General features: G+C 30.9%; 12 protein-coding genes. 9 read left to right on the top strand and 3 right to left on the bottom strand.

Annotated features, from left to right (window positions below):
* Positions 1-207 precede the first annotated feature (207 nt).
* The 4 genes from ACJDT4_RS19505 (at position 208) to ACJDT4_RS19490 (ending at position 5,355) form a co-directional block, all read left to right on the top strand.
* Positions 208-903, top strand: coding sequence for a response regulator transcription factor (locus ACJDT4_RS19505; protein WP_406789274.1), 696 nt, complete (start codon positions 208-210; stop codon positions 901-903).
* Positions 904-908: 5 nt separating this feature from the next.
* Positions 909-2,411 carry a sensor histidine kinase gene (locus ACJDT4_RS19500; protein WP_406789273.1) on the top strand — a complete coding sequence of 501 codons (1,503 nt, stop codon included), beginning with the start codon at positions 909-911 and terminating at the stop codon, positions 2,409-2,411.
* Between the two features lie 230 nt (positions 2,412-2,641).
* Positions 2,642-3,634 (top strand): sodium:calcium antiporter, encoded by a 993-nt coding sequence (locus tag ACJDT4_RS19495; RefSeq protein ID WP_406789272.1) that lies wholly within the window; start codon positions 2,642-2,644, stop codon positions 3,632-3,634.
* A 197-nt stretch (positions 3,635-3,831) separates the two neighbouring features.
* Entirely contained in the window at positions 3,832-5,355 is a 1,524-nt protein-coding gene (locus ACJDT4_RS19490) for a DUF5050 domain-containing protein (protein WP_406789270.1), read from the top strand.
* A 98-nt stretch (positions 5,356-5,453) separates the two neighbouring features.
* Here ACJDT4_RS19490 and ACJDT4_RS19485 read toward each other — a convergent pair whose 3' ends face one another.
* From ACJDT4_RS19485 to ACJDT4_RS19475, 3 genes are all read right to left on the bottom strand, one after another.
* Entirely contained in the window at positions 5,454-5,795 is a 342-nt protein-coding gene (locus ACJDT4_RS19485; protein ID WP_406789269.1) for a DUF3795 domain-containing protein, read from the bottom strand.
* Between the two features lie 175 nt (positions 5,796-5,970).
* Positions 5,971-6,630 (bottom strand): response regulator, encoded by a 660-nt coding sequence (locus ACJDT4_RS19480; RefSeq protein WP_406789268.1) that lies wholly within the window; start codon positions 6,628-6,630, stop codon positions 5,971-5,973.
* Entirely contained in the window at positions 6,627-7,790 is a 1,164-nt protein-coding gene (locus tag ACJDT4_RS19475) for a sensor histidine kinase (protein WP_406789267.1), read from the bottom strand. Before ACJDT4_RS19475 ends, ACJDT4_RS19480 begins: the two co-directional genes overlap by 4 nt.
* 452 nt (positions 7,791-8,242) lie before the next feature.
* Between ACJDT4_RS19475 and ACJDT4_RS19470 the strand changes: the two genes are divergently transcribed.
* From ACJDT4_RS19470 to ACJDT4_RS19450, 5 genes are all read left to right on the top strand, one after another.
* Positions 8,243-9,175, top strand: a complete 933-nt coding sequence (locus ACJDT4_RS19470) for an ABC transporter ATP-binding protein (protein ID WP_406789266.1) — start codon at positions 8,243-8,245, stop codon at positions 9,173-9,175.
* Positions 9,176-9,190: 15 nt separating this feature from the next.
* Complete coding sequence (locus ACJDT4_RS19465; RefSeq protein WP_406789265.1) at positions 9,191-10,459, top strand: ABC transporter permease; 1,269 nt, start codon at positions 9,191-9,193, stop codon at positions 10,457-10,459.
* Positions 10,419-11,570 carry an ABC transporter permease gene (locus tag ACJDT4_RS19460; RefSeq protein ID WP_406789264.1) on the top strand — a complete coding sequence of 384 codons (1,152 nt, stop codon included), beginning with the start codon at positions 10,419-10,421 and terminating at the stop codon, positions 11,568-11,570. The genes ACJDT4_RS19465 and ACJDT4_RS19460 overlap by 41 nt, the downstream gene beginning before the upstream one ends.
* 14 nt (positions 11,571-11,584) lie before the next feature.
* Complete coding sequence (locus tag ACJDT4_RS19455) at positions 11,585-11,764, top strand: hypothetical protein (protein WP_406789263.1); 180 nt, start codon at positions 11,585-11,587, stop codon at positions 11,762-11,764.
* Between the two features lie 236 nt (positions 11,765-12,000).
* Positions 12,001-12,981 carry an alpha/beta fold hydrolase gene (locus tag ACJDT4_RS19450; protein WP_406789262.1) on the top strand — a complete coding sequence of 327 codons (981 nt, stop codon included), beginning with the start codon at positions 12,001-12,003 and terminating at the stop codon, positions 12,979-12,981.
* The last annotated feature ends 366 nt before the right edge of the window (positions 12,982-13,347 follow it).

Raw genomic sequence — 13,347 nt, 5'->3', positions numbered from 1 at the left:
CCATATCTTTATCATGGTTTAAGTTTACAATAAATGCTCAGTTTAAATCTCCGCAGAATTGTGGCAAATTTGAGGTATAATGATTTTTTAAATGATACTTTAAATCTTTCATGGTAAACTATAACTAGTAGTATGAAACCATCTGCAATTTTTTGTAGGTTTACAAGTAATAAAAAAACTAAGAGTGCAGAGTAGGGAGTGTTTAATGTGGATAATAAATTAATTTATATTGCTGATGATGAAACCAATATTAGAAATATTATAAAATCTTTTCTTATAAAAGAAGGCTTTGATGTTGAAACCTTTGATGATGGAAGTAAGCTATTTGAGGCTTTTAATAAGAAACCAGCTGATATGCTTGTAATAGATATAATGATGCCTAACATGGATGGCTATTCCCTTTGCTCTCTTGTACGCCAAAAAAGCTCAGTACCAATAATAATAGTATCTGCAAAGGATACTGAACCAGATAAAATAGCAGGACTTACACTTGGAAGTGATGACTATCTTACCAAACCTTTTAGCCCAATGGAGCTTATTGCTAGAATTAAAAGTATTTTTAGAAGAATAGAACTAGATAATTCCAGCAGCCCTGAGCCTAAAAATTTAATCCTTGCAGACCTTGCCATAAATTCAGATTTAAAACAGGTTGAATTTAATAGTAGAGATATTGGACTTACAAAGATGGAGTTTGAGGTTATATATTACCTTGCAATTAATAAAAATAGGGCTGTAAGTAGAAGTGAACTTTTAGATAAAATATGGGGCTTTGAAAATGAAGTTGAAACCAGAGCAACTGACGATATGATAAAAAGAATAAGGAAAAAGCTTACTGATGCGGGATCTACTTTAAAAATCGAAACAGTGTGGGGCTTTGGTTTTAAAATTCAAGACAAGGGGTGATACAAATGATTAAGTTAAAACAGCTAATGAAGAGAAAGTCTACAATTAAGGGTAGAATTTTTAAGTACAATCTTATGGTAATATTGTTTTTGATTACTCTTACCACTGTAATTTTCAATGTTGCTGTCCGCTTGTACATTCAAAATGATATTATCGGCCAGCTAAACAAATTAGCAAGCAGCATAGAAGGTACAGCCCTTGAACATGGTCCAGACTTTTTTAAACCAGATGATGGTGAGCATACTCCTCCGCCAAAACCTTTGTATCATGCTTCTTCATCTACTTCCGGTAAGAATAATGACCTTTTTAGGTATTATTTCATGCTTGATAGGTCACTAAGAAAACCTCTTTCTGTTTTGAGTGCCGATTTCGTTTTAATTGACAAAAACAAAAGTGTAATAAATCCATCCTCGGAAGATAACAGCAAAATACCAACTGATCTGCTTTCTAAGCTTAAAAGCCAAATTGAAACTTCCTCAAGTAAAAACTACAAAGATTCAATAAGATTTTCTGTAGCTGGAACCGAATATGCTGCTGTCATAAGACCTGTATCTGATAAAAATACCTTTGGTCTTGGCTGGATAATTATTTATTCAAGTGTTCAAAAAATAAATCAACTTCAATTTTGGATAAATGCTATACTTTTTGTTATTTTAATTATTGCAGCCTTAATTACAGTTATGCTATCTTCACGTATAGCAAAAAAAATATCAGAACCTTTTTCCTCTTTAAATGAGCATATACGTTCTATTGCAGAAAGAAATTTTGGTGAAAAAATTGATTTGCCTGTAGATTACGAGCTCAGTGAACTTGTGAACAGCATAAACATAATGTCCGAAAAGCTAGAAGTTTATGATAAAGCTCAAAAAACTTTTCTTCAAAACGTATCCCACGAGTTTAGGACACCGCTTATGTCTATTCAAAGTTATGCTGAAGGAGTAAAGTACGATGTAGTTGATGGTAATTCTGCTGCAGATATTATAATAGATGAATCAAAGCGTTTAACTCATCTTGTTGAGGATTTGCTCTACCTTTCAAGACTCGATTCTATAGAAGAAAATTATAATTATGCTGAAATTGATTTTATAGAGCTCATAAACAGCTGTGCAGACAGATTAAATGCCATTGCTCTTAAAAATAATGTGAAAATTTCAGTTAATAACCTTAGTAAGAATATCATCATATACTGTGATGAGGAAAAACTTTCAAGAGCACTTACTAACATAATGAGTAACTGCATAAGGTATGCTAGTTCAACTATAACTGTAGTTTCAAACATAACTCTTAGTAATAAACTTGATATAACAATTTCCGATGATGGTCCGGGTTTTGACGAAAAAGAACTTCCAAATATATTCGATAGATTTTATAAAGGCAAGAAAGGCAAATTTGGTCTTGGTTTATCTATAAGTAAAAATATAATTGATAAGCTTCATGGCAGCTTAACTGCAGGTAATGGCAAAAAGGGAGCAGAATTTTCAATACAAATCCCAATTAAAAATTCCTAATTGACATTGCAAAACTTTTTTAGTACAATTACTCTTAATGTATAATTTCATACTTACAAAAGGGAGTAGTTTGATAGATATCGTCAACATATTGGTTTAAATATAAACCTGGCGATGTCCACAAAATGTGAAACGAGACTTTTGGTACACTATATAAAATCATCAAGCTTCATTGATAATTTTATATAGTGTACCAGAGGTCTTTTATTTTTTGCCTGGGAGGAGAAAAAATGATAATATCACTTTTAGTTATGCTTGCTGCAGCAATTTTAATTTACCTTAGCTGCGAATTATTTGTTAATGGAATTGAATGGGTAGGTAAAGCCTTTAACATTTCTGAAAGTGCAGTTGGTTCAGTTTTAGCAGCTTTTGGAACAGCCTTGCCCGAAAGCATTGTTACACTTATAGCTGTTGTTTTTGGGAAAAATTCAAATCAGAAAGATATTGGTATTGGATCAGCTCTAGGTGGACCTCTTGTTTTAAGTACAATTGCCTATGCTGCTGTTGGAATTAGTATACTTATTTTTAGCGGCAAAAGAAAAGCTGGTAATTCTGTTAATACTAACAGTTCCAAGTTATCAAGAGATCAAGCTTGGTTTATGTGTATTTTTGTATTTAAAATTGGATTAGGTCTTGTAGCTTTTGCATTGAAACCTTGGCTTGGATTTTTATTTTTATTAACTTATGTGGTTTATTTTTATAAAGAAATGAGTGCTGACTCCAAAGGTATTGTCTCAAAGTTAGAACCATTAAGATTTAGTGCTAAAAGTGCTAATCCTAAAAAATCATTAATTTTACTTCAAACCATACTCTCACTTATGCTTATTTTCATAGGATCACAAATGTTTGTAAATAATCTTGGCACTTTAAGTATTTCTCTTGGAATGGCACCCCATATGGTTTCTTTATTACTAAGTCCAGTTGCAACAGAATTACCAGAAACCCTAAATGCAATTATATGGGTAAGGCAAGGGAAAGAAAATTTAGCTCTTTCAAACATAAGTGGTTCTATGATGATTCAAGCTACAGTACCAAGTGCGCTTGGAATTATTTTTACTCCCTGGCTTCTTGATAAATCCCTTATCCTTTCGGCTATTATAACCTTTATTGCTATTTTTTCATTATGGATAACTCTAAGAAAAAAACATTTATCAGCTAAAAGATTATCGCTTAATGCTACATTATATGTTGTTTTTATTATTGGAATAATCCTCATAAAATAATAAATATAAATCAGCTTTAACAATGCTGAAGAAGTGATTTTATCCTCAAATTAAATTACTCATGAAAATAATTTGTGGAAAATTTATTGCATTTATTTTAAAAGTAAATTACCCCTTAATTGTAATATTGTTGTTATATAAAGTATCTATAACCAACGATACTATAAAAAATAATATAAATTTGGGGGATACAAAAGATGAAAAAAATTATAATTATACCTGCCCTTTTAGTTATAATTTTATTAAAAGCAGGTACAGTCCACGCTAAAATATTTAATTCTGATACTAATACACCACTAAATAAAGAATGGAAAATCCAATTTAATTCCGACATAGATGCAGACTCTATAAATAAAAGCAGACTTTATGTTACGGATTCTACTGGTCAAAAGTTCAATATTAGTTACAACATAAATGGAAATACAGTAACTTTAAAACATACTGACAGCCAATTTACTCCTAACGAAAAATACACTGTACATGTTGCAGCTGGTATTAGAGATACTAACGGAAAGGTTCTTAAAACTGAAGTTACTAAGGATTTTATAACCTCAGACGAAAATTATGCTTCAAAGGAAGTAGTAGATCTTGACTTACCAGAAAATAGATCAAAATTTAATCTTCTTATTGGTGCCTGCCTCAGAGTAGCCCCTGTTTCCTCTGGATACAAAACTAAGGATATTTATGTAGCAAGCGTAGTTGACGCAACAACTAAAGAAGCTTTTACTAATATCCCAGACAATATAATGTTTAAAAAATCTCTCTCTATATATAAGTATATACAGCCCATTAAAAGTTTTACAGATTTTAATGTTCTGCTATCAGACACACAATTTTTAAGCAAAGTAACTATGACTTTTACAAAAGAAAAACCTTACTTCGTCAAAGAATTTAATATAGATGTTCCAAGTATCGGGTACACTCAAGGCTTGTGTTTTGTAGCAAAAACTATAACTGAAACTTCAACACTTTATGATGGTCTTTATATGGATGGTGGTATTTGTAAAAATGGTACTTCCTCCGTAGATTTTAAAGGTCCTTATGATGATACAAAAAAATACATACCAATTGATTTAGTTGATAAGGACTATACAGTTAAAAAATACATAAATCCATATCCTTATTCATACTATTCATCAGAAAGTGAGTCTAAAGCCGCAGATGATAAGTATACTTATAAAGTAGATTTCGTGTCTCAAAGTCCTGGTATATACAAAATAGATAATGTTTCTGGTGAAAAATCAAAAATTGCCGATGGTGACGGTTCAATTTACTATATTGATAAAAACTATATATATTATTCCGTTAGCTCAGACAATTACACACTTAGCCGAATGAATAAGGATGGTACTGGTAAAGTTTCACTTGGTGTAGACTTTATAAGGGAATTAAAATATGATAATGGATGGTTTTACTTTACTACCTCAAGAAGTGGTGCAAACATGTACAAAATGAAAACTGATGGAAGTGTATTAACGCCTATAGGAAATGACCAAGCCGAAAGCTTTATGGATCAATATGACGGTTATATTTACTATGAAAATTATAGTGATGGAGACAAGTTGTACAGAATAAAAACTGATGGCACAAATAGAGAAAAAATTAGCGATTTAGACATTTCAGGTCTATCCATTACAATAAGAGATGACCGTATTTATTATCTATATAACCAAAACATTTATAAAATGAAGCTTGATGGCACAGAAATAAGTTCTCTATAAAAAACAGATTAAAGAGCAAGGAGTAGGGTGAAGGATGATTTTTCTCTACTCTGCTTTTCAATTTCCAGTTTTTCAACATAAATTTACTAATGCTAATTTTAATCTTCCAAATCGTTTCTTTCTGAAGTACTATTTCTTATCACATCAAGCATATCGTTCTTATTGCATTTTTCACAAGGATAAAATTTACAGCAAGCGCAATTTGTTAATTTTCTTGCCTTGCAGCACTTCCTTATTTTGCAATCACTAGTCATTTTCCATTCTGTTTCCAAACAGCCTGTACAATAAATTTCTTTAGCATTAAATTTACAATTTGGAGTTGACCACTCCTTTGCCAATCTTTTCTTATCCTTCATATTACCGGATATAGATACCTTGTAAGCAGGACATTCTCCGCAATTAATTCCGCATGGAGATATCATTTTTAAATCCTTTTCCATAAAAACACCTCTTTATTTTTCAAAAGTATAAAGTAATCCATTTTTAGCCTTACCAAAGCTTGGACCAGTAAATCCATTAAGTAGCAGTTCCTTTCTTATGTAATACATTATAGCACCATGGCTTATTTTGAAACATGCATAACTTAAGCTTCAGTATGGTAACCCTTTATATACTTCATATTTTATTATTTTTACCCCATACAATAAGTTCCGTTCTGCTCTTTAGTTCAAGTTTTTCAAGTATCTTAGAAACATAATTTTTAACAGTACCTTCTGTAACAAAAAGCTCCTGTGCAATTTCCTTATTGCTTTTGCCTTCTAAAACATGCTTTGCAACTTCAAGCTCTCTTGGTGTAAGTGTTTCTAGAAGTTTTTCCTTCTCACTATCATCATTTTTAGGCTCAGAAACAGGCTTCAAGGAATTTAATGCATTTACAACCTTAGCTGTAACCTTAGGATTCAAAAGCATTTCGCCTTGAGTAACACTTTTAATTGCTGTTAATATTTCCTTAGAACCAGAATCCTTAAGGATATAGCTGTCTGCACCATTTTTTAGTCCTTCAAATATATATTCATCCTCATTAAAAGTAGTTAATATTATAATTTTTACATCAGGATATTTCTCTTTCATAATTTTCGTAGTTTCAATACCATTCATAACAGGCATCCTTATATCCATTAGTACAACCTCAGGCATTTGATCTTCTACAATCTTTAAAAGCTCCTGACCATTTGAAGCCTCTCCGATAATTTCAATTTCTTCATGAAGGCTAAGTATCATCTTAAGCCCTTCCCTTACAATTTCCTGATCATCGACTATTACAACCTTTATCATAATTCCTTCCTCCCCGCAGGTATAATTGCATCAATTATAAATCCAGTTCCATTTTTACAGTAAAATTTAACAGAGCCCCCAAGGTCAGTTACTCTCTTCTCTATCCCAACCATTCCATTAGATTTATTAATATTGCTGCAGCCTAACCCATTATTGCTAACTTTAAATAGTATATTATCACAAGACTTCTCTATTTCTACATTAAATTCTTCCGCTTTTCCATGCTTAATTCCATTTGTTATGCCTTCCATTACTGTCTTATAAATGCAGCTTTTTATATTGCCTGTTTCCTCTTCAATTCCATCATACATCTTCAAATTAAACTTATATTTTTCATTGCTCTTAAAATTTTGAAAGAGCTTATTAATTGCTTCATGCAAATTATTTACTGAAGAATCTTCTTTCATTACACTTACTACCTCTCTAAGCTTTATTATACAATTCTTTGATATAGCGTGTGCTTTATTTATAACTTCTTTTGCTTTCTCCGGCTTTATATCTACCACATTTTCAGCATACTCCAAATTCATGTTTAAAGCTATAAGCGAATGTCCTATTGAATCATGAAGCTCCTGAGCAATTCTTTTTCTCTCTCTTTGAGCTGTAAGCTCCTCTATTTTGGAAGAGTACTCCTTTAACTTTAAATTTGCATCATTGAGTTCTTTATTTAATTTTTCTGTCTTCATTTTTTCAATAAACATACTTCTAATTACAAAAATAACTACGATTATATTTAGATATTTAAAAAATATCTCTTGAAGGCTAAGATTAGTCTTAAGTTTATATGGAATAACAATACTTATAAAATTAACTACCATAAGAAAAGCAGGTATCTTTTCATTAAAAATAATCAAATCTATAACCAATGTAATAACATACATATCAGACCCATAGCCGTCAATTTTACAAGAAAAATAAACACTCAGAATACTACTTAATATAAAAGATAAGCAATATCCGATAGATTTATTCTGCTTAAAACCCTCTCCTCTTATAAAATCATTAATTCCTGCAATCATAATTAAAGCAGTTGTAAATAATGCAAACCTCAAATCCTTATGAAATACAAGTAAACCCTCATAAAACATTATAAGTAAAGCTGAAACTCTGCCAAATTTAAAGGCTAATAATCTAGCTTTAGGAGATAAAAAATCAATCAAAAGTATCCTCCTCCATCCTGTTTATTAAATTATATCACCATACGTGCCTCTTCTCTATATGACTAAAGTAATACATAAATTGCTGTCTAAAGTACTATTCAAATTGGGTACTTTAGTGAATATTAAAGTACTCATTTATACAGTAAAATTGACTTAAATGATAAAACTACTTTTAACTAGAGTACAGATTACAGAGTACAGAGAAGGTTGATTTATCTTCCTTTCGTCAGATAAATCTAAAATTATATAAATGCAATTATGTTATATTTTAAAATAATGTCAATATTAAGTTTTAAGATTTTCTGGAGCAAAGCGGAAGAAAATCATCCTTCACTGTCCTCTGTCAATTGTACTCTGTACTCTAAGTTAAATCTTAGTTTTATAGGATAAACCTGAAATTTGTTGTTTTCAAGTTTCAAGTTGTTTATCTATAAATGAATGGAGGTATTACGATGCTTGAATTAATAAATCTTACAAAAAAATTCGGAGATTACACTGCTGTTGATAATATAAGTTTAAAGGTTAATGATGGTGAAGTTTTTGGACTACTTGGCCCAAATGGTGCTGGGAAATCCACAACTGTATCTATGATAAGTACCGTTAAAGCACCTACCAGTGGAGAAATAAAAATCAATGAAAAATCCCTTAGTAAAAATCCTATTGAAGCTAAAAAAATAATGGGAATAGTTCCACAGGATATAGCCCTATATCAATCTTTAAGTGCAAAGGATAACTTAGAATTCTTCGGCAGCCTTTACGGACTTTCAAATAGTGAAATAAAAAAAAGGTGTGATGAGGTGCTTGAAATAATTGAATTAAAGGATAAAAAAAATCAAGCTGTCAGCGAATTTTCTGGAGGCATGAAAAGAAGAGTAAATATAGGCGTTGCACTAATGAACAACCCTAAATTATTAATACTTGATGAACCTACCGTTGGTATAGACCCCCAATCTAGAAATCACATACTCGAAACAGTAAAAAGATTAAATGAAGAAAAAGGCATGACAGTAATTTATACAAGTCATTACATGGAAGAAGTTGAGTTTCTCTGCAGAAGAGTTGCAATAGTTGATCATGGAAAATTAATAGTTCTTGGAACAAAGGAAGAACTTAAAGAAAAAATAGATGCTTGTGACACCTTAACTTTAAACTACAGCACAGCAAATGAAAAAGCACTTGAGGCTATAAAGACTATACACGGCATAGAAAAAGTATCTATTGATAAAAATGAAATTTATATGCTTGTATCCCCCAATAAAACAAATGCTATGGATGTTATTGATAAGGTTAGAGGTCTTGGAATAAAACTTAAGAGCTTCAAATATGAAGAAGTAAACTTAGAAAGTATATTCCTTCAAGTAACTGGCAAATCCTTAAGAGAATAGAGAGGAGGAATTATCTTGATTAGATTATTAAAACTCATTTTACTGGATTTAAAATTGCTTTCAAAAACTAAAGTATTTTATTTAAAATTAATGCTCTTTCCAATTGCTATAGTTTTAATCTTAGGAACCGCTTTTGGAAATCAAGATTCCACTAAACCTGTTTCAAAATTTCAAGTTGGCATCTTTAGCGAAGACTCTGCTGTTACAGAAGATAATCAAAACTTCTCTCTTGGAGAAACCCTTAAAAGTGATGTTTTAGGCTCTAAGGACGCAAAAGCATATTTTTCTATAACAAAAGTAACAAGCTACAGTGAAGGTAAGAAAATGGTTAAGGACAAAAAAATAGCAGCTTTTGTATACGTACCAAAGAATTTTACAAAAGCTTATTTAGACAATACAAAAACCAATATTTCACTAATTGCTGACAATAGCAACTTATTAAACAAAATGATTGTAAAAAGTATTTTAAATAAATTCAATCAAAGCATAAACACCATAAGAATCGAGGAAAATGAAGTTCTTTCAAAGGCTTCACTTAAAACCCCTAATTTGCAGTCTATTATTAGCAAAATTCAAAATACAGATTATTCCTCTGAACTTTCTACCGTAGCAACAAATAAAAATATCAAGCCTACTAATGTAATGACCTACTGTACAATTGGCATCTGCGTAATGTTTTCAATATTAACAGCTCTTGAACTTGCTCACGGTATAGTTGACGATAAACTAAATAATACACAATTTAGAATAAAGACAACTCCTACTAAGGATCTTCAATATGCCCTTGGTAAAATATTCGGAATGATTTTAGCTATTGCTGTACAAATGTTTATAGTATTAACCGCCTGCCATTTAATATTTGGCGCAGCTTTAGGAAATCCTCTGTACCTTCTTATAGTAACTATTTGCTACGGTTTTACTGTAGGTTCTATAGTGTTCTTCGCTGGCACAGTGGCTAAGGATCAAACCTCTATATCAAGTTATGCTTCTCTTATTCTTTGGGGCCTAAGTGTTTTGGGTGGAAGTATCATTCAAAAAACTGCTCTTCCAGAGGCTATGCAAAAAATTCAGCAGATAGTTCCTAACGGTAAAGCAATAAATTGCTATTTAAGGGTATGCGAAGGCAGTAATTTTTCGGCTAACTATACAGATATTTTAGAGCTTTTAGGCTTAGGCTTAGTATTTCTTATAATCGCACTGCATTTTTATAGTGCAAAATCAACTCAAAAAGGAGATAACGAAAATGTTAAGAATGATAAAAAACCAATTAAAGCTGCTGTTTAATAATAGAATTGCTATGTTCTTTGCTATTTTAGTACCCATTGCCTTAACTTATGTTTTTTCAAGTGCTGGTTCTAATAATAAAATAAATTTATATTATGCAGATTTAGATAAAACTCCTTATTCGAGTGGACTTATAAGTATGCTAAAAAATAATGAGGATATAAAGCTTATCTCAGCCTCAGAAGCTGCTGTACGAGAAAAGGTTGATAACAATGATGTTCCTGAAGCTTTAATAATAGATAGAAATTTTCAAGAGGATCTTTTTAATGATAAAAACCTAAATATAAAACTGGTTCAAAATTATCCAAGTTCAGAAGGTGCCATAGTTAAAGAAGCTGTACTCGGTGAAGCAAATACACTTAAAAAAGCAGCCATAGATTCTCAAAGTATTTCTGATGGTTTAAATATACCTAAAGATACAGTATCAAACGATCTACTAAAAAAACTAAAAATCAATTCAAATATTTCTATAGATGATAAAGGTGGTTCTATGAATCAAAACAAAGCAACTACAAGCTTAATAGGCTTCCTTTTAATGTTTCTTTGGTTCGTTATAATTCAAGGCTTTAGAACCTTAATTGAAGAAAAAGAAAATGATACCTTTAGTAGAATACTAAGTGCGCCTATCAGTTACTCTAAATACCTTATATCTAAAATAGCTTCAACTTATATATTTAGCCTTATTTTGCTTGTAGTAACTTTAGCAATAGGAAAGTACGCTTTTAATATAACCTTTGCGCAAAGCCTAAGTGCAGAAGCTGCTATATTTGCAATTTATCTATTTGCTATAACTGGAATTGTAATGATATTTGTTCCTTTTATAAAAAGACAGCAAACTCTAACAATACTATGTTCAATATTAATGGCCTTAACAGGAATGCTCGGCGGTTCCTTCTTTCCACTAGATAAAGTTTCCTCTAAGGTTATCCTAACACTTTCAAAATTCACTCCAGAAGCCTGGGCAATAAACTCAATTTCAGATATTACCTTTAATAACGCAGCACTAAACTCTGAGATAACTTCAATGATTGTTCTTGCCGCTATGGGAATTGTAGGCCTTGTAATTTCTTATACTCTTTTAAATATTAAAATAAAAGCCGAAAGGGCTTAACGGAGGGATTTAAAATGAATATATCAACTATTTTATATATAATCATGTTACTTGTAGGAATTCTTTTGAATATTTTTATAGGAAAACTTGCTGTATTAATTTTTAAAAAGGACGGTACTCTTCCAAGAATTCCAATTAGAGTTTTAGGTATAGTACTTATACTTCAAGCCATAGGATATTTGTTTCACATTTGATAAAAGTGCCAAGTAACAATGCTTAGTCACATACACATATGAGGGATTTGGACGAATTTTTATATCACTCATATCTAGTTGTAGAAAAATCTGCTGATGTCCCCCCCCACATATGTTTACCTTCCTTACATAAGACAAAACGATATTTAGCTGGCTAAACGAATTCAATTATAAATTATATATGAATGTTACAATAATTGAGTATATAATCAAAAATGCATTAAAGGAGATTAATTATGAATAATATAACAAATGAAAGTAAAGAGATTAACAGAATAGCCTCACTAGAGTCTATTAACATAGGTGGAGTAGAACAATGGATTTCAATAAGAGGAAACAACATCAATAATCCAGTTATATTAATGCTTCATGGTGGACCAGGTTCATGTGATATGTGTATGTGGAAGGATTATGGAGCAGAACTAGAAAAGCATTTTATTGTTGTAACCTGGGATCAAAGAGGTTCAGGTAAATCATATAAAAGTTTAGCGCCTGAAGAAAAAATTACAATTGAGCAATTTATTTCTGATACACACGAATTAGTTACAACTCTAATGAAAAGATTCAATAAGGAAAAAATATATCTTCATGGACATTCATGGGGAAGCGTTTTAGGTATTAAGACAATTTTAAAGTATCCAGAATTATTTTATGCCTTTGCTGGTACAGGACAAGTTGTCAATAGTTCTATTACCGAAAAAATAATATATGATTTTGCGCTTACTAAAGCAAAAGCTTTAAATAATTCTGAAGCTATAAATGAACTAGAAGCTATAGGAGCGCCACCATATAGTGGAAAAGATAGTTTTGAAAAATCCTCTATAAACGATAAGTGGTTTGCTAAATTTAACGGCTACTATTTTAAAGGCGGCTTTAATGAAGATTATGTGAAGCATATTATGGCAGCTAAAGAATATACTATGGAAGAGAAAAAGAACTTTAGCCAAGCTATGCTAAATTCAGGAAAGTTATTATTTAATGAATTAGAATCAATAAATCTTATAAAAGAAGCTCCTAAATTAGAAATTCCAGTGTATTTTATGATTGGAAGATATGATTTTCAAAATCTGCCATATGAGAAAAATCCAATTGAAAATTATTTTGATATTCTAGAAGCTCCAAAAAAGGAATTGGTTTGGTTTGAAGAATCAGCACATTTCCCACAATTTGAAGAGTCAAATAAATTTAATGAATTATTAGTATCTAAATTATTATAAAGTGGCTGTCGCATTAAATATATCCAGTCATAATACTTAAACATTGCGAACTAACAGAATCTTGAAATATTAAATAAAATCAATAAATCTAAGCGTCAAATTGTTAAAATCTTATTTAAACTATTTCTTCAATTCTGTTAGTTCGCCAAACCGGAAATACAAGGGAAAATTTTTTCCGCTTCTCTACGAAAAATTCACTGTAAACATGGTTAATCAATAGAAATCAAGAGAATTATATGGTATGGAAATTTAATTGGTTATAAAGATTCATACCTAAAATTCCGTAGGTACGGAGGAATTTTTGAGGCCACTGAAAAAGTCCTAATTGAATAAAAGATTAATGCATTTTCCAAAAACTGATAACAG

Origin of the sequence: Clostridium neuense (assembly GCF_045310695.1) — a bacterium.
Lineage (GTDB): Bacteria > Bacillota > Clostridia > Clostridiales > Clostridiaceae > Clostridium_S > Clostridium_S neuense.
Note: the sequence above shows the minus strand (reverse complement) of the source record. Positions and strands in the feature narration are given on the sequence as shown.

Excerpts from the sequence above, each read along its gene's own strand:
- ACJDT4_RS19490 (WP_406789270.1), top strand. The coding sequence starts at position 3,832 with ATGAAAAAAATTATAATTATACCTGCCCTTTTAGTTATAATTTTATTA.
- ACJDT4_RS19450 (WP_406789262.1), top strand. The coding sequence starts at position 12,001 with ATGAATAATATAACAAATGAAAGTAAAGAGATTAACAGAATAGCCTCA.
- ACJDT4_RS19470 (WP_406789266.1), top strand. The coding sequence starts at position 8,243 with ATGCTTGAATTAATAAATCTTACAAAAAAATTCGGAGATTACACTGCT.
- ACJDT4_RS19455 (WP_406789263.1), top strand. The coding sequence starts at position 11,585 with ATGAATATATCAACTATTTTATATATAATCATGTTACTTGTAGGAATT.
- ACJDT4_RS19485 (WP_406789269.1), bottom strand. The coding sequence starts at position 5,795 with ATGGAAAAGGATTTAAAAATGATATCTCCATGCGGAATTAATTGCGGA.
- ACJDT4_RS19495 (WP_406789272.1), top strand. The coding sequence starts at position 2,642 with ATGATAATATCACTTTTAGTTATGCTTGCTGCAGCAATTTTAATTTAC.
- ACJDT4_RS19460 (WP_406789264.1), top strand. The coding sequence starts at position 10,419 with ATGTTAAGAATGATAAAAAACCAATTAAAGCTGCTGTTTAATAATAGA.
- ACJDT4_RS19480 (WP_406789268.1), bottom strand. The coding sequence starts at position 6,630 with ATGATAAAGGTTGTAATAGTCGATGATCAGGAAATTGTAAGGGAAGGG.
- ACJDT4_RS19500 (WP_406789273.1), top strand. The coding sequence starts at position 909 with ATGATTAAGTTAAAACAGCTAATGAAGAGAAAGTCTACAATTAAGGGT.